The sequence below is a fragment of the Aquabacter sp. L1I39 genome, assembly GCF_017742835.1.
Lineage (GTDB): Bacteria > Pseudomonadota > Alphaproteobacteria > Rhizobiales > Xanthobacteraceae > L1I39.
The window spans coordinates 2,574,681-2,597,320 of sequence record NZ_CP072392.1; the positions used below are offsets into that span (position 1 = coordinate 2,574,681).

Genomic DNA, 22,640 nt, shown 5'->3' on the forward strand with positions numbered 1-22,640 from the left:
CCCTAAACGCGCTGCGGCCCGGAGAGTTCTGCGCGGGCCGATACGCGAAGCTGCTGACGTCTGTATTAGGGCGAGTGCGCGCGCGAGGAAACCGCCGGACACCCGTCTTGAGCGGCGGATATGCGCGCGCCCCCTTCGATGTGACCTAAGGAGAAGACCCGCGGCGCATCGGCGCTGCTATAAGGTCTCAATCAAACCATCGTCCGGGAGCAGTCTCCCGCCTCTTCCACTCCTCAGGAGCGCTCCGTGCGATCTGCTTCCCTCGCCACCATCCTGCTCGCTCTGGCTACCGTTCCTGCTTCGGCCAGCGTCGTGAGCATACGCGGCACGGAATTGCGGCTGGATGGGGCGCCCTTCATCGCCAATGGAGCCGCCGGCCAGACTCGGCTCGCCGAACTGAAGGGCGTGGGTGCGACCGTGGTCCGCACCTATGGGGAAGATCCCGGCCCGGTCCTGGATGCCGCCCAGAGGGCCGGGCTCAAGGTGATCGTGGGGTTCTGGCTCGAACATCCCCGCCGGGGCTTCGACTATGGAAACCGCGCCGCGGTGGAGGCCCAACTGGCGGAGTTGCGCCGGATGGTGGAGCGCTATCACAGCCATCCGGCCCTCATTGCCTGGAGCGTGGGCAATGAGGTGGAGACCGAGCTCACCCCGGAACAGGCCACGCCGGTATGGCCCGCCATCGAGGAGGCGGCGCGCCTGGTCAAGAAAATCGATCCGTCCCATCCCGTCATGGCGGTGCTGGCGGATACCGGAGAGGACAAGGTCTCCACCTTGCGCCGGCTCGCCCCTTCGGTGGATGTGCTCGGAATCAACGCTTATGGCGACAGCCTGCTGACTGTGGTCGGCCGTGCCCGCAGCCAGGGCTGGAGCGGCCCCATCATCATCACGGAACTGGGCGCCCTAGGCCAATGGCAGGCGGGGAAGACACCGTGGGGCGCCCCCCTCGAGCCGACCAGCACCGAGAAGGCGGACAAGGTGAAGGCCTATCTGCAAGTGCTGAAGCAGAACCAGACCGGCGCACTTCCTTTCTATTGGGGGCAAAAGCAGGAGGTCACCCCCACATGGCACAGTCTTTTCCTGCCGACAGGGGAATGGACGGAGACCGTTCAGGTTATGGCCGACATTTGGGGCGGGCACACGCCGGGCGATGACAAGGCGCCCCGTATCCTCGCTTTGCACGCGCGCGGAACCGCCAGCGTGGCAGCCGGGCAGCCGCTGGACATCGATCTGAAGGCCACCGACCCGGACGGGGATCCGTTGAAAGTGGAATGGCAGGTGATGGCGGAGACCCATGTGAAGGGCGTTGGCGGCGATGCCGAACCCGTTCCCGCCAGCTTCCCCCAGGCCATCCACAATCCGGGCACCGCCGGGGTTCGCATCCAGGGGCTGCCCGCCGGAAACTACCGGGTGTTCGCCATCGTGCGGGACGGGCGCGGAGCGGCAGCTGTCGGCAACGTGCCCTTCCAGGTGCGCGAGTGAGAGGCCGACACGCCATATAGATGCCGCCCAGCGGCACCGCCTCCGCTTCCCTCCTGGCGCGCCGCGCTCTAAAGTCCGCGCGCCGAAACGCTATCTGGCCAACCGGTTCGACATCCGCCGAACGCCGTCAACAAGGATAGCCGGGGCTGGGGACCACCCACATCGGGACCTCCCGACGAAAGTGGCTCCAACGCAGGAGCGCGCGCGCTCCCTCTCGGTGTCTTGCAAACGCGCAACCATCTTATGGAGGATGCTCCCATGGCGAAGATCAACAAGCTGCTGGTCGGCGAATCCCTCGTCGGCGACGGCAACGAAGTCGCCCATATCGACCTCATCATGGGCCCGCGGGGCTCGGCGGCGGAAACCGCCTTCGTGAACGCACTCACCAACAACAAGGACGGCTTCACCACCCTCCTGGCGGTGGTGGAACCCAACCTGCTGGCCAAGCCCAACACGGTCCTCTTCAACAAGGTGACCATCAAGGATGCCCGCCAGGCGGTGCAGATGTTCGGCCCGGCGCAATATGCGGTGGCCAAGGCCGTGACGGATAGCGTCGAGGACGGCACCATTCCCGCCGACGAGGCCGACGACGTCTTCATCTGCGTCGGCGTGTTCATTCACTGGGAGGCGTCGGACGACGCCAAGATCCAGGAATTCAACTACAAGGCCACCAAGGAAGCCATTGAACGTGCGGTCGCCGGCGAACCCAAGGCCGCCGACGTGGTGCGGAAGGCCAAGACCGCCCACCACCCCTTCGCCGCATCCTGAACAATCGCTGAGTCACATCGACGGCGGCCCCTGCCCGGGGGCCGCCGTTTTCATTTTCAGAACAGCCGACCGCCGTCGGGCACCTTCAAGGAGGGACCGATCAGCACGACGGCACCATCAGCGTCGGGAAATCCGAGGGTCAGGACCTCCGACATGAAAGGCCCGATCTGGCGGGGCGGAAAATTGACCACCGCTGCCACCTGCCGCCCAATGAGCTCCTCGGGCGTGTAGTGGACGGTGATCTGGGCGGACGACTTCTTCACCCCGATGTGCGGGCCGAAATCGATGCGCAGCTTGATGGCCGGCTTGCGCGCCTCCGGAAACGGCTCCGCCCCGACGATCGTGCCGACGCGGATATCCACTTTCATGAAGTCGTCAAAGCTGATGGGGTTGGCAATCTTCGCGGTCATAGCCTCATCCTCGGGCAGCAAGGGGCGAGGCGCGCGAATCGCGCCCCAGCGCGTCTGCCCTTGGATAACAGAGCCGCCCCGCGGGCGAAGCGCAGATGAGGCTCACGCCCCTTCGCTGGCCTCACCGACCGCCACCGAGGCCGAGGCCGAGGCGCGCCTGCTCCGCCATGGGAGGGCGATGTAAGCAAGGTCGTCCAGCATATCGAGGAGCTTGGCGCCGCTGCGCAATTCCCGGTCGAGCGCCGCCATGGTGCGGGAGAGGCCGGGGTCTTCGTCCTTCAGCCAGACGTCCACCACCCGCGCGAACAACAAGGCAAGACCGTGCGCCTTCACGTCGCCCTCAAGGCCGGCCGCGTCGATGCCGGCGGCCGCGAGCATCCAGCGCTGGGACTGCGTATTGCTTTTCAGCAGGACAGCGGCAAGCGCCGGGTTGCGGCGGGCCGAGTTCCTCAGGGAGACAATGGCCGCCCGGTGGGGCTCGAGGGCATCAAGGCGGCGCATGAGCACCTCGAACAGGCGTTCATGGGGACCTTCGCCCGCCATGTCCTCGGCAAGCCCGCCTTCCGCGAGCACCTCGAGGTCAATGCTCTTGCCGAAGGCCGGCAGGAAATCAAAGGGGGACGCGAAACCCACCCGCATCTGGGAGAGCGGCACTCCGGCCCGCACGGCGATCTGTGCGAAGGTCACGCGCTCGAAGCCCTGTTCGGCCACCAGGGCGAGAAAGGCGTTAAGGCACGCCGCGCGCGTGGTTTCGGACACCATGAGGATGCTCCCGTTCCTGCAACCGTCAGCACCATGTGTGAATGGCCACCGCCGCCCTTAAGAGGCGATGGCCGTGGAGCACCCGTTCAGGCGCCCAGTTCCTTGGAGCGCCGGGTGGCGGCCGCGACCGCTTCCGTCAGCAGCGGGCCAAAGCCACGCTCAGGGTCCATAAGGACCGAAAGCGCGGCTGCGGTCGTTCCGGCGGGAGAGGTGACATTCTCCCGCAAGGTGGCCGGGTCGATGCCGGTGTGGGCGATCAGCGCGCCGGCACCGGCGACGGTGGCACGCGCCAGGCGATCGGCCAGATCGGGGGGAAGGCCGGCCGCCGCCCCCGCCTTGGCGAGGGTCTCGGCCAACAGGAAGGCGTAAGCGGGACCTGAACCGGACACAGCAGTGGCCGCGTCCATCAATTCCTCGTCCTCGATCCACTCCACCGGCCCGAGGGCGGCGAGCAAGGCGCCCACCAGCGTGCGATCGCCTGGCGCCACCTGGCCGTTGGCCACCGCCACGGTGATTCCCTGGCCGATGCTGGCGGGTGTGTTGGGGATGGTGCGGACCACGGCCGTGCCGCGCGGCAGCGCCTCCTGGAGGAAGCCGATGGTCCGCCCGGCCATGATGGAGACCACCAGCGTCCCCGGCTTGACGATGGAACGCACCGTGGCAAGCACGGCGGGCGCCACCTGCGGCTTCACGGCAAGCAGGACGATGGCAGGAGCGGGAAGGGAATCGAGGCTCGGATTGGCGAGGGCACCACGCGCCGTCAGGCTCGCGGCCATTTCGTCCGACATATTCGGGTCGAGAGCAACGACTCGCTCCGGGTCGACGCCGCTACGCAGCCACCCCTCAAGGATGGCGCCCCCCATCTTGCCGGCCCCGACCAGCACCACGGGGCCGCTCAACTGCTTCAGAACATTCACCGACATGGGCACACCTTCATGGGCGGCGGGACCGGTCGAGCCGGCCCCGCGCAAATCCGAGTGCGACCAGTCTTAAGCCTCTCCGACGGTATCGAAAAGCGCCGTGTCCATGGCTTCGCGTGCAGACTTGCCCGCCCACACCACAAACTGGAAGGCGGGATAATAGCGTTCCACCGCGTCCATGGCCGCGTCAACAATGGCTTCGCACTGCCGATCGCTGGCGGTGGCGCCGCCGGCGAGCACGAGCGCGTGACGGAACATGATCACCCCTTCCTGCGCCCACAGGTCGAAATGGCCGAGCCACATCTGCTCGTTAATAAGGGCAAGGAGTTTCAGCACCTCGGCACGGCGGCCGTCCGGCACCTTGAAATCGAAAGCGCAGGCCAGATGCAGCGCCTCGATCTCATCCATCCACTGGAACGAGACATGGCAGTCCGTCCAGCGGCTGGAAAGCGACAAGGTAATCTCGTCCTCGTCGGAGCGCTCGAACGCCCAGTCGCGAACGGCAGCGAGCCGCTCGACGAGGTCGACGGGATTGGCCGGAGCTTCAGCTTCGATGTCGATGAGAGACATGCCTCGACCTCGCGGTTTGAGGAACGCGGAGAGGGTCGAACGCGGCACACGACGGCACTCAAAGCCAGCCAGGATTTGCGCGACGCGGCGTACCGGCGGCTCCACCGTCCGGTGCCACGGGCACCGGCCCGATGTGCCATGGCGAGGCTGCACCCCGTCGCGCATGGCGCGACGATCCGGCTTCGAATCGCCACCTATCCACTATATCGCGATGCAATGCGGCATCGCTACGACATATTGAGAGAGGGGAAACTCATTTCCCCTGGAATGTATCTTCGCGGCAACGCCCGGCGCTCAAGCGCCCGTGGGCGGGGTCTGGACGGACAGCCGCGCTTCAAGCTCCGCGATCTTGGCCGCGAGGCGCTCATTCTCCTCGCGCGTCGCGGTCACGAGGTCCTTGAGCACCTCGAACTCCTCGCGCTTCACGAGGTCCATATCTCGCAGGAACCGTTCCATCTGCGCGCGCATGACGGTTTCGGCCTCGCGGCGCACGCCTTGGGCCACACCCGCGGCATCGTTCACGAGGCGGGCCATCTCGTCGAAAATCCGGCCTGAGGTCTGGGTCATGGCTTGCCTCCGTCACATGCGCGCGGCCAGCCGACTTTCAGGAAGCAGGCCGCTCTCGGGCAGACAATGGGCATGCAGGCCCCCCGCCGCAAGAGGCGAACCGTCGCCATCCTCACCCACGTCACCTTGACGGATCGCCTCCCGGCGGGCACATGCCCTCCCTCAGGCCCGCCGGGCCACCAGTTCAAGACGGGGTCGCCATGATCCAGCTCGCGCTGCCATTTCCGGCCCTCGATCCGATTCTCGTTGAGATCGGTCCCTTCGCCATCCGCTGGTACGCCCTTGCCTATATTGCCGGCCTGCTGATCGGCTGGCGCCTCGCCCGCTGGCTGGTCTCGCGGCCCGCGCTGTGGGGCGGCACCTCGCCCATGAAGCCCCTGGACATCGACGATTATTTGTTCTGGGCGACGCTGGGCGTCATTCTGGGCGGTCGCATCGGCTATGTGCTGTTCTACAACCTGCCTTATTTCCTCCAGCACCCGGCCGAGATCTTCATGGTCTGGAAGGGTGGCATGTCCTTCCATGGTGGGCTGGCGGGCACCATTGTCGCGCTCGTCCTTTTCGCCCGCGCGCGCGGCATTCCGGTGCCATCGCTGCTGGATGTTTCCGGCGTGGTGGCGCCCATCGGACTGTTCTTTGGCCGTGTCGCGAACTTCATCAATGGAGAGCTTTGGGGTCGCCCCTCCGACGCCCCCTGGGCGATCATCTTCCCCACCGGCGGCAATGTGCCACGGCACCCCAGCCAGCTCTACGAAGCGGCCCTCGAGGGTGTCCTCCTGTTTGTCATCATGATCATCGCGGTGCGCCTGGGCGCGCTGAAGCGGCCGGGGCTGGCGGGGGGCATTTTCGGCATCGGCTATGGGCTTGGACGCATCACCGGCGAGTTCTTCCGTGAGCCCGATCCGCAATTGGGCTATCTCGCCTTCGGCACCACCATGGGCATGATCCTGTCCGTTCCACTGGTGCTGGCCGGCGTCGGCCTCGTGCTTTACAGCCTGAAATCGGGCGCGTCCCGACCGCGCAAGGAGACCTGAGCGGTGACGCCGCTGGAGGAGGAAATCCGCGCCCTCATCGCGGCGGAAGGTCCCATTCCGGTGAGCCGCTACATGGCGCTGTGCCTGGCCCATCCGGTGCATGGCTATTATCTCACCCGCGATCCCCTGGGGGCGAAGGGGGACTTCACCACCGCCCCTGAGATCAGCCAGATGTTCGGCGAGCTGCTGGGCCTGTGGTCCGCCGCCGTCTGGCAGAGCATGCACGCCCCGCAGACCGTGCGACTGGTGGAGCTCGGTCCGGGCCGGGGCACGCTGATGGCCGATGCGCTGCGCGCCGGGCGCATTGTGCCAGGCTTCACCGACGCGGTTGACGTGCATCTGGTAGAGACGAGCCCGGTTTTGCGTCGCAAGCAAGAGGAGGCCTTGCGCCCCAGCGGCGCCAGGGTCACCTGGCATGCGCGGATTGAGGATGTGCCCGCGGGCCCTTCCATAATTCTCGCGAACGAGTTCTTCGACGCCTTGCCTATCGCGCAGTTCGTCCGGGCCGCCAATGGTTGGCATGAGCGCAAGGTCGGCATCGGCCCAGATGGCGCCCTTGCCTTCGGCGTCGATCCGATTTCCTCTCCTATGGCCTCTGCCTTTGCCCGCCATATCCCGCCGCCCTACAAGCCGGGCGCGGTGCTGGAGCATCTGGAGAGCGGCGCCATGGAGGCCCTCGCCGGCCGGCTCGCTGCCGGTGAAGGGGCGGCTCTCATCATTGATTACGGCCATATGCGCAGCGGGCTCGGCGATACCCTTCAGGCGCTCTCGGCGCATCGCTTCGCAGATCCCCTGGCCCAGCCCGGCGAGGCGGACCTGACCGCCCATGTGGACTTTGCCGCTTTGGCACGGTCCGCGACCCGCGCAGGCGCCCGAGCGTTCGGCCCCCTCACCCAGGGCGACTTCCTGGAGCGCCTCGGCCTGTCCGCCCGCGCCGATCGCCTCAAATTCAATGCAACGGTCGACCAGAAGGAAGCGGTGGATGTCGCCCACCGCCGCCTCGCGGGAACGGCGGACGGAGAGATGGGCACGCTGTTCAAGGTGTTGTGCCTCACCAGCACCGCCTTCGTCTCGCCCCCCGGATTTGATCCGTCCGAAGCCTTTTCGGAGAGCCCATGAAGATCGAAGCCCCTTCCCTTTCCCGCCTGCCAGGTATCCGGCACGCCTTTTTCACCAGGCAGGGTGGCATCTCGACGGGGATCTATGCCAGCCTGAATGGCGGCATGGGATCGCGGGATGAGCTGACGAACGTCCAGGAAAACCGGGCCCGCATGGCAGCCAGCCTCGGGATTGCGCCCGAGGCGCTGGTCGCCTGCTGGCAGGTGCACTCCGCCACCGCCGTACGCCTGGAGAGCCCTTGGACCCGGGAGGACGCCCCCCAGGCCGACGCGGTCGTGACAGCGGTTCCAGGCCTCGGCGCCACCATCACGGTGGCGGACTGCGGCCCCGTTCTCTTTGCCGATCCGGTGGCGCGGGTGGTGGGTGCCGCCCATGCGGGCTGGAAGGGCGCCTTCGGCGGCGTTCTCGCGGCAACGGTCGCGCGCATGGAGGATCTGGGCGCCCGGCGCGACCGCGTGGTGGCGGCGATCGGCCCGCTCATCCGCCAGGACAGCTATGAGGTGGGCGACGACTTCATCGCCCGCTTCATGGAGGAAGACCGGGGGCATTCCCGCTTCTTCCGCGCCGCCGAGCGGCCGGGGCACGCCTTGTTCGATCTGCCGGGCTTCATCGCCCACCGGCTGAAGGAGGCGGGCGTGGTCACTGTGGAGGATCTGGGGCTCGACACCTACGCGGACGAGACCCGCTTCTTCAGCTACCGCCGCTCCACCCATCGAAAGGAGCCAGATTACGGCCGCATGGTCGCGGCCATTACCCTTGCATGACGGCATGGCAAGCCCCCAGCGGGTTGCGTCGGAACGGGGATTTCGCCTGTTAACGACATTTTAACCGTTTTTCTGGACCTCGCGCCCGATTGCGGATAACCCTCCTGTGACACAGACACAGACGGGGACGACCGCATGAACGGGGCGACGGCCAGCACGGGTTGGGCGAAGCGGCTTCGGATCGCGAGCCGCGTCGCAATCCTTCTCTCCGGCCTTGCCTTGGCGGCCTGCCAGACCGATGGAAACGGCGGCAGCCCCATGGCGTCTTCCGGCAGCCGGACGCTCGCCTTCGACTCCATTGACGGCCCCCCCAAGCCCACTTTCGAGAAGCTGGTGACCGAGCTGACCTCGGAAGCCCAGGCCCAGCAGGTGCCAGTGGTGTCGCGCACGGACACATCCACCTATCGGGTCCGCGGCTATCTGGCCGTTCACTCGGACAAGTCGAAGACCGCCGTCAGCTATGCCTGGGAAATCTACGACGCCGACAAGCAGCGCGTCGCCCGCATCACCGGCGAGGAAGTCACCAAGCGCGTGAAGGGCGACGCCTGGGCGGCCTGTGATGACGAAATGCTGAACCGCATCGCCGGCAAGTCCATGGCCAGTCTTGCCGAAACCATCGGCATTCCGGCCCCCTCCGGCCAAGCCCGCGCCACGGCCACACCGACCTCCGCCGCTGCGCCAACCGCCCCTGCGGAGCCCGAGCAGCCGGCCGCCGCGCCGAGCGGACCGCCGGTGGATGGAAACGGCCCGCCCGTCGCCGAGGTCACGTCCTCCACCACGCTGGCTTATGCGGTGCGCTAAGGCTTCTTTACAAAGCTGTCGGTAAGGGCCAATCAGGCCGGCATCACAGATTCCCTTTCCGCGGTTTTGGCGGAGCGTCCATGTCGACCGAGAACGGATCCATGAAGATTGTCGCCGGCAATTCCAACCGCGCCCTGTCAGAAGCCATCGCGGCCTATCTCGCCACCCCGCTGACCAAGGCGGTGGTGCGGCGCTTCGCCGACATGGAGATCTTCGTCGAGATCCAGGAGAATGTGCGCGGGCAGGATGTCTTCGTGGTCCAATCCACGTCCTTCCCCACCAATGACCACCTGATGGAGCTGCTGATCATCATCGACGCGCTGCGCCGGGCCTCGGCGAAGCGCATCACGGCGGTGATCCCCTATTTCGGCTATGCCCGCCAGGACCGCAAACCCGGGCCGCGCACTCCCATCTCGGCCAAGCTGGTGGCCAATCTCATCACCCATGCGGGCGCCGACCGGGTGATGACGCTGGACCTGCATGCGGGCCAGATCCAGGGCTTCTTCGACATCCCCACCGACAACCTCTATTCCGCGCCGGTCATGGTCCGGGACATCAAGGAGCGGTTCGACATCGGCAACCTGATGGTGGTGTCCCCCGATGTGGGTGGCGTGGTGCGTGCCCGGGCGCTCGCCAAGCGCATCGATGCCCAGCTCGCCATCGTCGACAAGCGCCGCGAGCGGCCGGGCGAGAGCGAAGTGATGAACGTGATCGGCAATGTGGAAGGCCGCTCCTGTATCCTCGTGGACGACATCGTGGATTCCGGCGGCACGCTGGTGAATGCGGCCGATGCGCTCCTGGCGCGCGGCGCCAAGGAAGTGCACGCTTATATCACCCACGGCGTGCTCTCCGGCGGGGCGGTGGCGCGCATCACGGCCTCCAAGCTCAAGGAGCTGGTGATCACGGATTCCATCCTGCCCACCGAAGCAGTTCGGGTGGCGCGGAACATCCGCGTCGTATCCATCAGCACCCTCATTGGCGAGGCGATCGCCCGGACGGCGCACGAAGAATCGGTCTCCAGCCTGTTCGACTGATCTGATCGCCCTTTACCCAACACGCCACCATAAAAGGCGCGCTCTCGCTGGCGCGCCTTTTTTGTGCGTGCTCACGCGGCAGGCTTGTCGCCGGGCAGGACGGGCTGCGCCTCCCGCTCCACCTCGCCGCGCTCCTGCAGCCACAGCATGACCAGCCAGGAGAGGCACGCCCAGCCGGCGCCCAGCGCCCAGCCGCCGAGCACATCAGTGGGCCAATGGACGCCCAGATAGACACGGCTGATGCCCACGATGACGGTAACGCTGGCGGCAAGCGTGAGGAGGAACACCTTCACCCTCTGGCGCGGCTGGGAGCGCGCGAGCAACGCGCCCAGGGTCAGATAGACCACGGCCGACATGGTGGAATGTCCGCTCGGAAAACTGGCCGTATAGACCTCCATGCCATGGGGCACGAGGTCCGGCCGCGGCCGGCCAATGCCCCATTTCAGCAGGCTTGACAGGATGGCCCCGCCGGAAATGGAGGCGGTGACCATGAGCGCCGTATGGCGCTTGCCGATCAGAATGAGATACGCAAGCACCGCCAATGTGATGAGCGTGAGGATGGTGGTGCCGCCCAGTGCGGTGAGGTCGCGCATGCTCTCTTCGAACCAGGGCGGGCCGATGGGGTCGGACCGGTCCGTGGTCTCGCGCAGGGCGAGCAGGATGCGCTCGTCTATGGTGTGGGTCTCGCCCTCCAGCACATCCTCGGCGAGCGCCAAGAAGCCATAGAAGGCGACCGCCGCGATGGCGATGATGGCGAGGGTCGCGCGCTCCAGCTCGCTGACGCGCACAAGCATGGATCCCACGACGGGCAGCCTCTGCAGGCGGCGATTGAGGGTGGAGAGCCCGTCCTTCATGCCCGCGGCTCTCCGCTGCGCCCCGCATCCGCATTGAACCCAGTGCCGTCCGATGTCATCACACCATCCATGATTAGACAGCCGCCCCGCCCCGAACCGATCGCCATCTATGTGGATGCAGATGCCTGCCCCGTAAAGGAGGAGACCTACAAGGTCGCCCTCCGACATGGACTGAAGGTGTTCGTGGTGAGCAATTCGCCCATTGCCGTGCCCCGCGAGCCGTGGATCGAGCGGGTGGTGGTGGCGAGCGGGGCGGATGTGGCAGATGATTGGATCGCCAGCCGAGCGGTGCGGGGCGATGTGGTGGTGACGGCGGACATTCCGCTGGCGGACCGGTGCGTGAAGACGGGCGCGTCGGTCATCGCACCGAACGGAAAGGTCTTTACAGAGGCCACCATCGGAGCGGCCCTGGCCACGCGCAACCTGATGGAGGATCTGCGCTCGGCCGGAGAAATGACCCGCGGGCCGCGCCCATTCGCCCCGCGCGACCGCTCGGCCTTTCTCTCCGCGCTCGATCTGGCCATCGTCCGCCTGAAGCGGGCCGGCTATGTCACTTGAGGTCCGCGCCGGAACAGGGCCGGGACGGCGGAACTTGAAAGGGCACCGTGCCCGCCATGAACCGGCGCCCCTTGGCCCTCGTAACAGGCCATAGATTGCCCCCCTGCATCGCCCGACGGATCGGAAAGGCCGCCCATGACCGTGGAACTGCACTATTTGGCCTTCAGCATTCTGCTGGTATTCGTTCAGCTGTTTCTTGCCGCCGCAGGGGCGACCAAGGCACGAGGGCTTAAGTGGAATGCCGGTGCCCGTGACGAGGCAACGCCGCCCTTGCCGCCCGTGGCCGGCCGGCTCGACCGCGCCTTCCGAAATGTACTGGAGACCTTTCCCCTGTTCGCCGCGGCCGTGCTGCTGACCCATGCGGCGGGGGTGCATTCGGCGCTGACCAGCTTCGGGGCCGGGCTCTATTTCTGGGCGCGGGTGGCCTATGTGCCGCTTTATGCCTTCGGCATTCCCTATGTGCGCTCCATGGTATGGAGCGCAGCGAGCGGCGGGATCGTGCTGATCCTCGCCGCCCTTCTGTGAGGCGCGGCCCTGCGAGGGGCCGCGCGCTGATCCATCATCCGTTCTGACGGATATCGTTGGCGGCGCGGGACAGAATCTCCACGATCCGCAACTCGCCGCCGCGATCGGCCTCCAGCGCCTGCTGGCTGGCCTCGCGCAGATTTTCGAAGGCGGCTTCCACCAGGCGCGGCAGGCTGCCTTCCCGGTGCCCGTCCTCTTCCCCGCGTCCCATCCACTTCTTGAAGCGGCTCATGCGCAGGCCGATCTCGGACAAACGGCCCAGCAGGGCGTCGGCGAAGTCGCGATTCTCAGCCAGATGGGCCTCGCCCTCGGGTGTGATGGCATAGCGCTTCTTGGCGCCCTCCGCCTCTGCCACCACGAAGCCGGCCTCTTCCAGATAGGTCAAGGTCGGATAGACCACGCCCGGGCTCGGCGAATACCAGCCGCCGGTCTTCTCCTCGATCAGCTTGATGATCTCATAGCCGTGACGCGGCTGCTCGGCGATGAGCGCGAGGGCCAGCAGCTTGAGATCGCCCTGGGCCAGCATGCGGCCGAGGCGGAACATGTCGCCGCCCCCGCCGCCGCGCCCACGGCCCCCCCGGCCGCCGCCGAACCCGCCGCCTTCGCCAAAGCGGCCGGCGGCGTGGCGCTCAAAATGGGATCTGCATCCAAACATGGGATTTGCTCCGTAAGATATATCGTTAGATACCATGACGCCACTTATATCGTTCGATATATCTTTTTGACAAGCCCCCCTGCCCCGGATTTAGCGATCCTTGAGATTTGACGCGCATGAAGCGGGAGCGGCATCTTGTCGGGCGAACGGAGACCCCATGGCCAGCAGCGACGAGACCAAGGCGCGGCGGACCCAAGGGGCGCTGCTTTCGGTGACCGAGCAGGACGTGGGCGCCGCTGCCGAAGGCTGGCTGGCGCGCCTCGCCCATGAGCGCCACCTGTCCCCCAAGACGCGGGAGGCCTACGCACGCGACCTCACCCGGGTGCTGACCATCCTGACCGAGCACCTGGGCGGGCGCCCGTCCTTGGCCGACCTTGCCACCCTGAAGCCGGCGGATGTGCGCGCCGTATTGGCCGCCCGGCGCAGCGAAGGCAGCGCGCCGCGCACGCTGGTGCGGCTGCTGGCCGCCGCGCGGTCCTTTGCCAGGCACCTGGAACGGGAGGGGCTCGGCAAGGTGGCGCCCTTGTCTTCGGTCCGGGCGCCCAAAGTGCCGCGCGGCTTGCCCAAGCCCGTGACGCCCGATGCGGCGAAGGCGCTGGCAGACCCGGCCACCCGTGCCGGCGAGGCGCGGGAAAACTGGGTGCTGGCGCGGGATGCGGCCGTGATTGCCCTGCTCTATGGGGCGGGGCTTCGCATTTCCGAAGCGCTGAACCTCACCGCCAACCAGGTTCCGACGGCGGGAAAGCTGCCCGCCACCGGAGAAGTCGGCCAGATCACAGTGACCGGCAAGGGCAACAAGACGCGCATGGTGCCCCTCATCGCGCCCGTGGCCCAGGCCATCGCGGACTATGTGGCGCTCTGCCCGTTTCCGCTCTCGCCGGACGGCCCACTCTTCCGGGGGGCACGGGGTGGGCCGCTTTCACCCCGCATCATCCAGCAGGCGGTGGAGCGCATGCGCGGAGCCCTCGGCCTGCCCGATAGCGCGACACCACACGCCCTGCGCCATTCCTTTGCCACCCATTTGCTGGCACGGGGCGGGGAATTGCGCGCCATCCAGGAATTGCTGGGCCACGCCTCGCTATCCACCACGCAGATCTACACCGCCTTGGATGAGACGCGCCTCATGGAGGCCTATCGCGCCTTCCACCCCCGGGCGTGACGGCGCTCAGGCCCGGTTGCGAGAAAAGATCCGCCGCCGCAGCGCCGCGATGCGGCGTCCGAAGCCGCCATGGGCTTGGAACTCCGCGAGGACGCGCGCCCGCAAGTGGCGCAGCGCGGCCTTGACCGGCTCCACCTCCGCCTCTGCCCAGACTTTCACTTTCAGGAACAGGGCGACGAGACGCGCGAACCAGCCGATGGAAAGCAACTGCGGCTCGCAGGCGGCAAACAGGAACGCCATCACACCGACGCCAATCAGCTTCACCGCCAGCAGGCAGAGGCTGCCGAAGATCCAGTGCTTGTGGGCATAGGCCCACACCGCAATGCCTTCCAGCGGCTCCAGCAGGAGCAGGGGTGACAGGAAGAGCGCGAGCGCCGCATAAGGCGGCAAATGGCGGGCCCGCTCCGCCACCCAATGCTTGAAGCGCTCGAAAGGAATGAGATCGGCGATCCACCGCACCACGGGCGCCATGTGGCCCCAGAGCCAGGCTTCCACCAGGAACAGGAAGGCCAGGAGAATGAGGACCGGGCGATACCGGCGACGCGGCGCAGGCCCGTGGGGAGTGTCGTCAGGCATGGAAACTCATGTTGCCTCGGAGGTGGGAGAAAGGTCCAATCCCGAGCGCGGGATAAAAGCCGGGGAATATGGCCATGTTCGATCATATGTCGCTGGGCGTCCGCGACCTCGCCCGTGCCACGTCCTTTTATGACCGGGTTCTGGCGCCGCTGGGCATGGTGCGGGTGATGACGTTCGACGAGCCCACCGGCACCGCCTCCGCTGGCTATGACTATTCCGGTGCCGCCGACGCCACCGACAATGCCGCCTTCTGGCTTGAGGAACGCAAGGGCGCCGACATCGTCTGTCCGCCCGGCTTTCATCTGTGCTTCCGGGCGAAAGACCGGGCCGCCGTGCACGCCTTTCACGCCGCAGGCCTTGCGGCCGGCGGCAGGGACAATGGTGCTCCTGGCCTGCGGCCAGCCTATGGACCCACTTATTACGCCGCTTTCCTGCTGGACCTGGATGGATGGCGGATCGAGGCGGTCACCTATCGTCCCGATTAAACATGAACGGCCCCACCGGAGGCCGGCGGGGCCGTTCAAACACGGGCGATGCCGCGAGACAGACGCCCCGCGGCGTGCTCGTCACATATGGATGGCGCGCTTCTCCACCGCCATGGCGGCTTCCTTGACCGCTTCCGAGCGGGTCGGATGGGCATGGCAGGTGCGGGCGAGATCCTCGGACGAGCCGCCAAACTCCATCAGCACCGCGCATTCGTGGATCATCTCGCCGGCCTCGGGGCCGATGATGTGAGCGCCCAGAACCTTGTCGGTGGCGGCATCCGCCAGGATCTTCACAAAGCCGTCCGTGGTGTTGTTCACCTTGGTGCGGCCATTGGCGGTGAAGGGGAACTTGCCCACATTGTAGGCGACGCCGGCCTCCTTCAGTTCTTCCTCGGTCTTGCCGACGGAAGCGACCTCCGGGAACGTGTAGACGACGCCGGGAATGACGTCGTAATTCACGTGTCCCGCCTTGCCAGCCAGCAGTTCGGCCACCGCGACGCCCTCGTCCTCCGCCTTGTGGGCGAGCATGGGACCAGCGATCACGTCGCCAATGGCATAGATGCCATCGACGGTGGACTTGAAGTGGCCGTCCACCACCACGCGGCCGCGCTTGTCAGTCTCGACCCCGATCTCGGCGAGGCCGAGGCCGGCGGTGTAGGCCACGCGGCCGATGGCCACCAGCACCACGTCGGCGTCCAGCGTTTCGGCGGCGCCGCCAGCGGCGGGCTCCACCGACACCTTCAGCGTCTCGCCGGAGGTATCGATTCCGGTCACCTTGGTGCCCAGCTTGAACTGGAAGCCCTGCTTGCCAAGGATGCGCTGGAACGACTTGGCCACCTCGCCATCCATGCCAGGCAGGATGCGGTCGAGGAACTCAACCACCGTCACTTTTGCGCCCAGGCGACGCCACACGCTGCCAAGCTCAAGGCCAATGACGCCCGCGCCCACCACCACGAGCTTACCGGGCACCTTGTCCAGGGAGAGCGCGCCGGTGGAGGAGACCACCCGCTTCTCATCGATGGTGATGCCGGGCAGCTGCGCCACGTCGGAACCGGTGGCAATCAGGATGTTCTTTGTCTCCAGCACCTGCACGGCGCCGTCGGCATTCGCCGTCACTTCCACCTTGCCGGCGCCAAGGATCTTGCCGGTGCCGAAGAAGGCGTCGATCTTGTTCTTCTTCAGAAGGAACTCGACGCCCTTCACATTGCCGTCCACGCCCTTGTCCTTGAAGCCAAGCATGGTGGGCAGGTCGAGGGTCGGGGCGGGAACGCCGATGCCCATGGAGGCGAAGACGTGGCCGGCTTCCTCGAACTTCTCGGAGGCAAACAGCAGCGCCTTGGAGGGGATGCAGCCCACATTCAGGCAGGTGCCGCCATGGGTGCCGCGCTTTTCCACCACAGCCACCTTCATGCCGAGCTGGGCGGCGCGAATGGCCGCCACATAGCCGCCGGGGCCGGTGCCGATGACGATGAGATCGTAGGTGCTCATGAATTCGATCCGTTCTCTGATGTTTCGAGGCGATCCTTGATGATCGTCAATATCGTCCGCACCCGAGACCAGCCCTCCGCATCGGAGGGCGACGGGATAGGATAACCTGTGTCACTTTCGGGCGGATTGACCGAACGAGTGGCAAATCCCTGAGTGGCCAATTCTTGCACGAGATCTGCTCGGACAGCGGGATTCTCTAGTGCTCTTGAGTGCCCCATCATACCGTAGGCAACGCTGAACCGCCCGTTCTGACGGACGTAGATCGGACGAACTGGACCATGCGTGCCGTCCCTACGGTCACAAGAGACTTCAATGGCTAAGCTCTTTTTGGCTATGGCTGGTCGTCCGCCCGTCTCCGCTGAGACGGCAATGAACATCTCGGCCTTCTGGCGATTTTCGACGTCGAGCGCGCTCAGCCATTCAGAAACGCTTTCGGCTGGAGAGACCTTAACCGTCGCCTTGTTTTGAAGCGCACGTTGGGTCGCGCCGAAAATCCGAGGTGAAAGAATGCGACCAACACCATCTGAGAAGAGCCGCAGTTCAAGAGCCGCCACAGTTGCGGGGTTCATCTGCTCATTCAGAAACTCGACGATACGCTGCAACTCTGGCGCGATCTCATCGGCAACGAAAAGCATCCGAATACGACCACTACGGAGGTTAGCTTCAACCTGGCGCCAGAATCTCTCCTCATCGACACCGCTCGTATCGAGAAGGGCCGCAAGCCTCGCGTTCGCATCTTCATTGCGTTTCAGGGAGGTCTCGATGAACCAGTTTCGAATGTCCTCAATGCTCCACCACGAGACAGAATTGGCGGCATAGTCGAGCATTTGAGCCACAACTTCACGGCGGGCACGGGTGTCAGTCGCGCGCTTGACTTCCAGCAACGTCGGCACGCCGGCCTGATCGAGAAACAGGTGGTCCAGCGACCACCTGCCACCGCCGTCCTCGCGATCGGCGATCCCAGCCTCTCTCTTGACAAGCACCCAACGGCGAGGTGAACCCTCGCCGAAGTCGCTGTCCGTCAAGAGTTCAGGATAACGCTCCAGCAGTCCCTGAAACTCCGCCTCTGAGAGGAAGCCGCTGGGCATCATGACCCTGGGCGCATTGTCCGGACCCAGAAAGAACAGATTTTCCGTCATCTGGCCTGCCCGGCAGCTTCCATCTTCAGAGGTTAGCTACATCACAGGTCGAGCACGAGGCGCGCCGGATCCTCCAGGGTCTCCTTCACGCGCACCAGGAAGGTCACGGCCTCGCGGCCGTCGACGATGCGGTGGTCGTAGGAGAGCGCCAGGTACATCATCGGGCGGATCACCACCTGGCCCTTGATGGCCACCGGGCGCTCCTCGATGCGGTGCATGCCGAGGATGCCCGACTGCGGCGCGTTGAGGATGGGGGTGGACATCAGCGAGCCGTAGATGCCGCCATTGGTGATGGTGAAGGTGCCGCCCTGCATGTCCTCGATGCCGAGCTTGCCGTCGCGCGCCTTGCGGCCATAACCGGCAATGGTCTTCTCGATGTCGGCCACGGTCAGCTGGTCGGCGTCACGCACCACCGGCACCACGAGGCCCTTCTCGGTGCCCACCGCGATGCCGATATTGTAGTAGTTCTTGTAGACGATGTCGGTGCCGTCAATCTCGGCATTCACCGCCGGCAGGTCCTTCAGGGCGGCGATCACCGCCTTGGTGAAGAAGCCCATGAAGCCGAGCTTGGTGCCATGCTTCTTCTCGAAGGCATCCTTGAACTGGGCGCGCAGGCTCATGACCGCGGTCATGTCCACGTCGTTGAACGTGGTGAGCATGGCGGCGGTGTTCTGGGCGTCCTTCAGGCGGCGCGCAATGGTCTGGCGCAGCTTGGTCATCTTGACCCGCTCCTCGCGGGCCGCATCCGCAGGCGCGGAGGCGACGCGGGGCACGGAGACCGGCGCGGGCGCGGGGGCCGCAGCGCCGGAGGCGATGGCCGCCAGCATGTCGCCCTTGGTCACACGGCCATCCTTGCCGGAGCCGGCAACGCCAGCCGGAGACACACCGCTCTCGGCGGCGAGGCGCGACACGGCCGGGCCGTTCTCGGCGCCAGGGGCCGCCTTGGCGGGCGCAGCGGGCGCCGCCGGAGCGGGAGCGGGAGCCGCCTTCGGAGCCTCTGCTTTGGGAGCGGCGGGAGCGGCAGCCGCTCCGCCTTCCGCAATGGCGCCCAGCAGCGCACCGACGCCGACGGTCTCGCCATCCTTGGCGATGATCTCGGAGAGGACGCCGGCGGCGGGTGCGGGCACTTCCACCGTGACCTTGTCGGTCTCAAGCTCCACCAGGGGCTCGTCCGCCTTCACGGCGTCGCCAGGCTTCTTGAACCACTTGCCGATGGTGGCCTCGGTAACGGACTCGCCCAGGGTGGGCACGCGGATTTCGGTCGCCATCTGTCTCGTCCCCGCAGGGACCTCCCTCGATTTCCCGTCACACGCCGGATCAGGACCGACGCAAGATCAGCGACGGCATGGACATCACCTCGTAGGCGAAGCCCACATCCGCCGCCACCGCCGGATCCGCAAGCCCCAGGGCCCGCGCGCCGGCCTCGTCCTCAACTTCCACCACCGCCAGCCCGAAGGGCCCGGCGGGGTCCATGACCGGCCCCACCACGATGGCGATGCCGGCCTGTGCCTTGTCGTGCCAATAGGCGCCGTGCAACTGCATCAGCGCCATTTCCTCAGGGGTGGCATCGAACGGAAAGGTCACGCGCGGAGCGCGCAGCCGCATCGCGAAAAAAGCCACCCCTGCCCCCTCAACCCAGAGCCTCCTCCAAGAAGGCCTTCAGCTGCGCCAGATGCTTGGACATCAGGCCCGTGGCCGTCGCGGCGGACGCCGCGCGGCCGGCATAACGGGGACGCTTGGAAGCGCCGCCCACATTGTCCAGCACCCATTCCAGATAAGGCTGGATAAAGAACCAGGAGCCCTGGTTCTTGGGCTCTTCCTGGCACCACACCACCTCGGCGCCCTTGAAGCGCGAGAGCAGCTGCACCATCGTCTTCAGCGGGAACGGATAAAGCTGCTCGACGCGCAACAGGTAGATGTCGTTGATGCCGCGCTTCTCGCGCTCCTCATAGAGGTCGTAATAGACCTTGCCGGTGCACAGCACCACGCGCCGGATCTTGTCGTCCGGCACCAGGGTGATGGCCTCGCCAGAACGGGTCTGGGCGTCGTCCAGCAGCACGCGGTGGAACGAGGTGCCCGCCGCCATCTCGTCGAGCCGCGAGACGGCCCGCTTGTGGCGCAGCAGGGACTTGGGCGTCATCAGGATGAGCGGCTTGCGGAATTCCCGCTTCATCTGCCGGCGCAGGATGTGGAAGTAGTTGGCCGGCGTGGTGCAGTTGGCCACCTGCATGTTGTCTTCGGCGCACATCTGGAGATAGCGCTCCAGACGGGCGGAGGAGTGCTCCGGCCCCTGGCCTTCATAGCCGTGCGGCAGCAGGCAGACGAGGCCGGACATGCGCAGCCACTTGCGCTCGGCCGAGGAGATGAACTGGTCGAACACCACCTGCGCACCGTTGGCGAAGTCGCCGAACTGGGCTTCCCAGAGCACCAACGTGTTGGGCTCGGAGAGGGTGTAGCCATATTCAAAACCCAGCACCGCCTCTTCCGAGAGCATCGAATTGATGACCTCGTACTTGGCCTGGCCCTCGCCCAGATGGTTGAAGGGCTTGTAGCGGGCCTCGGTCACCTGGTCGGTGAGCACGGAATGGCGCTGCGAGAAGGTGCCGCGTTCGCAATCCTGGCCGGAGAGGCGCACGGGGCGGCCTTCTTCCAGCAGGGTGCAGAAGGCCAGGGCCTCGCCGGTCGCCCAGTCGATGCCGGCACCGTCCTCGATCGCCTTGCGGCGATTGTCCAGGAAGCGCTGGATGGTGCGGTGGACATTGAAGCCCTCGGGCACCTTGGTGATCTTCTCGCCAATGGCCTTCAGCTTCTCCATGTCCACGCCGGTGTCGCCCCGGCGCGGATCATCATCCTCGTGGGCGGGGCGGAAGCCGGCCCAGCGGCCGTCCAGCCAGTCGGCCTTGTTGGGCTTGTAGGCCTGGCCGGCCTCATACTCGCCTTCCAGATGGTCGCGCCAGGCGGCGCGCATCTTGTCCAGCTCGCCCGCATCGATCACGCCTTCGGTCTCGAGCTTCTTGGAATAGAGCTCGAGCACGGAGGGATGCTCGCGGATGACCTTGTACATGTGCGGCTGCGTGAACGCCGGCTCATCGCCCTCATTGTGGCCGAAGCGGCGGTAGCAGAACATGTCGATGACGACAGGCTTATGGAAGCGCTGCCGGAACTCGATCGCCACCTTGGCGCAGAAGGTGACCGCCTCCGGATCGTCGCCATTCACATGGAAGATCGGCGCCTCGATCATCTTCGCCACGTCGGAGGGATAGGGCGAGGAGCGCGAATAGCGCGGATTGGTGGTGAAGCCGATCTGGTTATTGATGATGAAGTGCAGTGAGCCGCCGGTGCGGTGACCCTTCAGCCCGGACAGGCCCAGGCATTCGGCCACCACGCCCTGGCCGGCGAAGGCCGCGTCGCCGTGGATGAGCAGCGGCAGAACCTGCACGCGCTCGGTGTCCTTGAGCTGGTCCTGCTTGGCGCGAGCCTTGCCGAGCACCACCGGATCGACGATTTCCAGATGGGAGGGGTTGGCGGTGAGAGACAGATGCACCTTGTTGCCGTCGAACTCGCGGTCCGACGAAGCGCCCAGGTGGTACTTCACGTCGCCGGAGCCTTCCACGTCGTCGGGGGCCCAGGAGCCGCCCTTGAACTCGTGGAACAGGGCCCGGTGGGGCTTGCCCATCACCTGGGTGAGGGAGTTCAGGCGGCCGCGATGGGCCATGCCGAACACGATTTCCTTCACGCCCAGATTGCCGCCACGCTTGATGATCTGTTCCAGCGCCGGGATCAGGCTCTCGCCGCCGTCAAGGCCGAAGCGCTTGGTTCCGGTATACTTGACGTCGAGGAACTTCTCGAAGCCCTCGGCCTCCACCAGCTTGTTGAGGATGGCGCGCTTGCCCTCGCGGGTGAAGGACACTTCCTTGTCCACGCCCTCGATGCGCTCCTGGATCCACGCCTTCTCCTCGGGGGAGGAGATGTGCATGAACTCGACGCCGATGGAGCGGCAATAGGTGCGGCGCAGGATGGCCAGCATCTCGCGCACGGTGGCGAATTCAAGCCCCAGCACGTGGTCGATGAAGATCTTGCGGTCGAGATCGGCCTCGTAGAAGCCATAGGACGCCGGGTCGAGCTCGGGCGCCTCGCGGGGCGGGGTCAGGTGCAGGGGATCAAGATCGGCATGCAGATGGCCGCGCATGCGATAGGCGCGGATCATCATCAGCGCCTTGACGCTGTCACGGGTGGCCTGCTGGACCTCGGAGGCCGAGAATTCGACGCCCGCCTTCTGGGCCTTCTCCTTGACCTTATCGGAGACCTTCTTCTCGACTTCGATCCAGTTGCCGTCCATGGCGGAGACGAGCTCGCCATTGGCATGGATCGGCCAGCCGGACTTCTTCCAGGAGGCACCTTCCGCATTCTTGCGGACCTCGTTCGGATCATCCTTCAGCGCGGAGAAGAAGCTCTGCCACTGGGCATCGACCGACGACGGATCGGCCTCGTACCGGGCATAGAGATCCTCGATCCACGCCGCATTGGCGCCATAGAGGAAGGAGGTGGCAAGAAACTGATCATTCTGATCGGCGCGCGACATGGGCTTCCATCCCAGGAGGATCGGGAACGGCCTCGTCTATGGCGCACAATTGCGGCCCGACGAAGCCCCACGATCGTCCACTGGCACAAATTGCATTCGGGGGAGATCTTCCCCCATCCGCCGGACCTTCCGGGCTGAACCCGGGCAGCGGGCCGGCACGTTGTACATAACCCTGACGCAAGGAGGACGAAAGCACCCAGCGGCGGAGTTTCCCGCTTTTTGCTGCATTCCCGCCCTGTCCTGCAGGCAGACCGAACGCTGACGGGCCGAAGCGATGCTCCGGCCCGTCAGGTTCATCAGCCCTTCAGCACCTCGACGAGGGTCTTCCCGAGGCGCGCCGGGGAGGGAGAGACGCGGATGCCCGCTTCTTCCATCGCCGCGATCTTGT

The 22,640-nt window shown here is 66.0% G+C and carries 24 protein-coding genes; 11 read left to right on the forward strand and 13 right to left on the reverse strand.

All coding sequences use genetic code 11. The annotated features are described in order from the left end of the window. Positions 1-246 precede the first annotated feature (246 nt). Entirely contained in the window at positions 247-1,482 is a 1,236-nt protein-coding gene (locus tag J5J86_RS11290; RefSeq protein WP_209105029.1) for a glycoside hydrolase family 2 TIM barrel-domain containing protein, read from the forward strand. A gap of 258 nt (positions 1,483-1,740) precedes the next feature. Beyond that, a complete protein-coding gene (gene fae, locus J5J86_RS11295; RefSeq protein WP_209105030.1) occupies positions 1,741-2,250 on the forward strand; it encodes a formaldehyde-activating enzyme in 510 nt (169 codons plus the stop codon). 56 nt (positions 2,251-2,306) lie between these two features. Here the strand turns inward: fae and J5J86_RS11300 are convergent, their stop codons facing one another. The 5 genes from J5J86_RS11300 to J5J86_RS11320 form a co-directional block, all read right to left on the reverse strand. Continuing rightward, a complete protein-coding gene (locus J5J86_RS11300) occupies positions 2,307-2,660 on the reverse strand; it encodes a tRNA-binding protein (RefSeq protein WP_209105032.1) in 354 nt (117 codons plus the stop codon). Between the two features lie 102 nt (positions 2,661-2,762). Beyond that, a complete protein-coding gene (locus J5J86_RS11305) occupies positions 2,763-3,422 on the reverse strand; it encodes a TetR/AcrR family transcriptional regulator (protein ID WP_209105034.1) in 660 nt (219 codons plus the stop codon). Between the two features lie 86 nt (positions 3,423-3,508). Continuing rightward, complete coding sequence (gene proC, locus J5J86_RS11310) at positions 3,509-4,345, reverse strand: pyrroline-5-carboxylate reductase (RefSeq protein WP_209105035.1); 837 nt, start codon at positions 4,343-4,345, stop codon at positions 3,509-3,511. 66 nt (positions 4,346-4,411) lie between these two features. Then, positions 4,412-4,912 (reverse strand): YbjN domain-containing protein, encoded by a 501-nt coding sequence (locus tag J5J86_RS11315; RefSeq protein WP_209105036.1) that lies wholly within the window; start codon positions 4,910-4,912, stop codon positions 4,412-4,414. A 294-nt stretch (positions 4,913-5,206) separates the two neighbouring features. Then, a complete protein-coding gene (locus J5J86_RS11320) occupies positions 5,207-5,479 on the reverse strand; it encodes an accessory factor UbiK family protein (protein ID WP_209105037.1) in 273 nt (90 codons plus the stop codon). A gap of 200 nt (positions 5,480-5,679) precedes the next feature. Here J5J86_RS11320 and lgt point away from each other — a divergent pair, with 200 nt between their 5' ends. From lgt to J5J86_RS11345, 5 genes are all read left to right on the forward strand, one after another. Next, positions 5,680-6,513, forward strand: coding sequence for a prolipoprotein diacylglyceryl transferase (gene lgt, locus J5J86_RS11325; RefSeq protein WP_209105038.1), 834 nt, complete (start codon positions 5,680-5,682; stop codon positions 6,511-6,513). Positions 6,514-6,516: 3 nt separating this feature from the next. Further along, positions 6,517-7,632 carry a class I SAM-dependent methyltransferase gene (locus J5J86_RS11330; protein WP_209105039.1) on the forward strand — a complete coding sequence of 372 codons (1,116 nt, stop codon included), beginning with the start codon at positions 6,517-6,519 and terminating at the stop codon, positions 7,630-7,632. After that, positions 7,629-8,396, forward strand: a complete 768-nt coding sequence (gene pgeF / locus J5J86_RS11335) for a peptidoglycan editing factor PgeF (RefSeq protein WP_209105040.1) — start codon at positions 7,629-7,631, stop codon at positions 8,394-8,396. The genes J5J86_RS11330 and pgeF overlap by 4 nt, the downstream gene beginning before the upstream one ends. 135 nt (positions 8,397-8,531) lie before the next feature. Then, complete coding sequence (locus J5J86_RS11340; protein ID WP_209105041.1) at positions 8,532-9,197, forward strand: hypothetical protein; 666 nt, start codon at positions 8,532-8,534, stop codon at positions 9,195-9,197. 80 nt (positions 9,198-9,277) lie between these two features. After that, a complete protein-coding gene (locus J5J86_RS11345; RefSeq protein WP_209105042.1) occupies positions 9,278-10,231 on the forward strand; it encodes a ribose-phosphate pyrophosphokinase in 954 nt (317 codons plus the stop codon). Between the two features lie 71 nt (positions 10,232-10,302). Here J5J86_RS11345 and J5J86_RS11350 read toward each other — a convergent pair whose 3' ends face one another. Then, positions 10,303-11,085 carry a phosphatase PAP2 family protein gene (locus J5J86_RS11350; protein WP_209105043.1) on the reverse strand — a complete coding sequence of 261 codons (783 nt, stop codon included), beginning with the start codon at positions 11,083-11,085 and terminating at the stop codon, positions 10,303-10,305. Between the two features lie 69 nt (positions 11,086-11,154). Between J5J86_RS11350 and J5J86_RS11355 the strand changes: the two genes are divergently transcribed. Both J5J86_RS11355 and J5J86_RS11360 read left to right on the forward strand, forming a co-directional pair. Further along, positions 11,155-11,643 carry a YaiI/YqxD family protein gene (locus J5J86_RS11355; RefSeq protein ID WP_209105044.1) on the forward strand — a complete coding sequence of 163 codons (489 nt, stop codon included), beginning with the start codon at positions 11,155-11,157 and terminating at the stop codon, positions 11,641-11,643. A gap of 135 nt (positions 11,644-11,778) precedes the next feature. Beyond that, positions 11,779-12,168: an MAPEG family protein gene (locus J5J86_RS11360; RefSeq protein WP_209105045.1), complete on the forward strand. Its 390-nt coding sequence runs from the start codon at positions 11,779-11,781 to the stop codon at positions 12,166-12,168. Positions 12,169-12,202: 34 nt separating this feature from the next. Here the strand turns inward: J5J86_RS11360 and J5J86_RS11365 are convergent, their stop codons facing one another. Continuing rightward, positions 12,203-12,823 carry a PadR family transcriptional regulator gene (locus tag J5J86_RS11365; RefSeq protein ID WP_209105046.1) on the reverse strand — a complete coding sequence of 207 codons (621 nt, stop codon included), beginning with the start codon at positions 12,821-12,823 and terminating at the stop codon, positions 12,203-12,205. Positions 12,824-12,980: 157 nt separating this feature from the next. On the opposite strand from J5J86_RS11365, the gene J5J86_RS11370 reads away from it, so the two are divergent. Then, positions 12,981-13,982: a tyrosine recombinase XerC gene (locus J5J86_RS11370; protein ID WP_209105047.1), complete on the forward strand. Its 1,002-nt coding sequence runs from the start codon at positions 12,981-12,983 to the stop codon at positions 13,980-13,982. A gap of 6 nt (positions 13,983-13,988) precedes the next feature. Here the strand turns inward: J5J86_RS11370 and J5J86_RS11375 are convergent, their stop codons facing one another. Beyond that, a complete protein-coding gene (locus J5J86_RS11375) occupies positions 13,989-14,558 on the reverse strand; it encodes a hypothetical protein (RefSeq protein ID WP_209105048.1) in 570 nt (189 codons plus the stop codon). A gap of 74 nt (positions 14,559-14,632) precedes the next feature. Between J5J86_RS11375 and J5J86_RS11380 the strand changes: the two genes are divergently transcribed. Beyond that, positions 14,633-15,043 carry a VOC family protein gene (locus tag J5J86_RS11380; RefSeq protein WP_209105049.1) on the forward strand — a complete coding sequence of 137 codons (411 nt, stop codon included), beginning with the start codon at positions 14,633-14,635 and terminating at the stop codon, positions 15,041-15,043. An 81-nt stretch (positions 15,044-15,124) separates the two neighbouring features. On the opposite strand, the gene lpdA is transcribed toward J5J86_RS11380, so the two are convergent. From lpdA to J5J86_RS11405, 5 genes are read right to left on the reverse strand one after another with little or no spacing between them, the layout of a single operon-like run. Then, positions 15,125-16,531 carry a dihydrolipoyl dehydrogenase gene (gene lpdA / locus J5J86_RS11385; protein ID WP_209105050.1) on the reverse strand — a complete coding sequence of 469 codons (1,407 nt, stop codon included), beginning with the start codon at positions 16,529-16,531 and terminating at the stop codon, positions 15,125-15,127. Then, positions 16,528-17,670, reverse strand: coding sequence for a hypothetical protein (locus J5J86_RS11390; protein ID WP_209105051.1), 1,143 nt, complete (start codon positions 17,668-17,670; stop codon positions 16,528-16,530). The genes lpdA and J5J86_RS11390 overlap by 4 nt, the downstream gene beginning before the upstream one ends. A gap of 41 nt (positions 17,671-17,711) precedes the next feature. Next, positions 17,712-18,938: a 2-oxoglutarate dehydrogenase complex dihydrolipoyllysine-residue succinyltransferase gene (odhB, locus tag J5J86_RS11395; RefSeq protein ID WP_209105052.1), complete on the reverse strand. Its 1,227-nt coding sequence runs from the start codon at positions 18,936-18,938 to the stop codon at positions 17,712-17,714. 49 nt (positions 18,939-18,987) lie between these two features. Next, positions 18,988-19,290, reverse strand: coding sequence for a YciI family protein (locus J5J86_RS11400; protein ID WP_209105053.1), 303 nt, complete (start codon positions 19,288-19,290; stop codon positions 18,988-18,990). A 10-nt stretch (positions 19,291-19,300) separates the two neighbouring features. Continuing rightward, the gene (locus J5J86_RS11405) at positions 19,301-22,252 is read right to left on the reverse strand and encodes a 2-oxoglutarate dehydrogenase E1 component (RefSeq protein WP_209105054.1); all 2,952 of its coding nucleotides are present in this window, start codon (positions 22,250-22,252) and stop codon (positions 19,301-19,303) included. Between the last annotated feature and the right edge of the window lie 388 nt (positions 22,253-22,640).

Bases quoted from the DNA above. Each gene is read 5' to 3' on its own strand.
- fae (WP_209105030.1), top strand. From the start codon at position 1,741: ATGGCGAAGATCAACAAGCTGCTGGTCGGCGAATCCCTCGTCGGCGAC.
- J5J86_RS11300 (WP_209105032.1), bottom strand. From the start codon at position 2,660: ATGACCGCGAAGATTGCCAACCCCATCAGCTTTGACGACTTCATGAAA.
- J5J86_RS11305 (WP_209105034.1), bottom strand. From the start codon at position 3,422: ATGGTGTCCGAAACCACGCGCGCGGCGTGCCTTAACGCCTTTCTCGCC.
- proC (WP_209105035.1), bottom strand. From the start codon at position 4,345: ATGTCGGTGAATGTTCTGAAGCAGTTGAGCGGCCCCGTGGTGCTGGTC.
- J5J86_RS11315 (WP_209105036.1), bottom strand. From the start codon at position 4,912: ATGTCTCTCATCGACATCGAAGCTGAAGCTCCGGCCAATCCCGTCGAC.
- J5J86_RS11320 (WP_209105037.1), bottom strand. From the start codon at position 5,479: ATGACCCAGACCTCAGGCCGGATTTTCGACGAGATGGCCCGCCTCGTG.
- lgt (WP_209105038.1), top strand. From the start codon at position 5,680: ATGATCCAGCTCGCGCTGCCATTTCCGGCCCTCGATCCGATTCTCGTT.
- pgeF (WP_209105040.1), top strand. From the start codon at position 7,629: ATGAAGATCGAAGCCCCTTCCCTTTCCCGCCTGCCAGGTATCCGGCAC.
- J5J86_RS11340 (WP_209105041.1), top strand. From the start codon at position 8,532: ATGAACGGGGCGACGGCCAGCACGGGTTGGGCGAAGCGGCTTCGGATC.
- J5J86_RS11345 (WP_209105042.1), top strand. From the start codon at position 9,278: ATGTCGACCGAGAACGGATCCATGAAGATTGTCGCCGGCAATTCCAAC.
- J5J86_RS11350 (WP_209105043.1), bottom strand. From the start codon at position 11,085: ATGAAGGACGGGCTCTCCACCCTCAATCGCCGCCTGCAGAGGCTGCCC.
- J5J86_RS11355 (WP_209105044.1), top strand. From the start codon at position 11,155: ATGATTAGACAGCCGCCCCGCCCCGAACCGATCGCCATCTATGTGGAT.
- J5J86_RS11360 (WP_209105045.1), top strand. From the start codon at position 11,779: ATGACCGTGGAACTGCACTATTTGGCCTTCAGCATTCTGCTGGTATTC.
- J5J86_RS11365 (WP_209105046.1), bottom strand. From the start codon at position 12,823: ATGTTTGGATGCAGATCCCATTTTGAGCGCCACGCCGCCGGCCGCTTT.
- J5J86_RS11370 (WP_209105047.1), top strand. From the start codon at position 12,981: ATGGCCAGCAGCGACGAGACCAAGGCGCGGCGGACCCAAGGGGCGCTG.
- J5J86_RS11375 (WP_209105048.1), bottom strand. From the start codon at position 14,558: ATGCCTGACGACACTCCCCACGGGCCTGCGCCGCGTCGCCGGTATCGC.
- J5J86_RS11380 (WP_209105049.1), top strand. From the start codon at position 14,633: ATGTTCGATCATATGTCGCTGGGCGTCCGCGACCTCGCCCGTGCCACG.
- lpdA (WP_209105050.1), bottom strand. From the start codon at position 16,531: ATGAGCACCTACGATCTCATCGTCATCGGCACCGGCCCCGGCGGCTAT.
- J5J86_RS11390 (WP_209105051.1), bottom strand. From the start codon at position 17,670: ATGACGGAAAATCTGTTCTTTCTGGGTCCGGACAATGCGCCCAGGGTC.
- odhB (WP_209105052.1), bottom strand. From the start codon at position 18,938: ATGGCGACCGAAATCCGCGTGCCCACCCTGGGCGAGTCCGTTACCGAG.
- J5J86_RS11405 (WP_209105054.1), bottom strand. From the start codon at position 22,252: ATGTCGCGCGCCGATCAGAATGATCAGTTTCTTGCCACCTCCTTCCTC.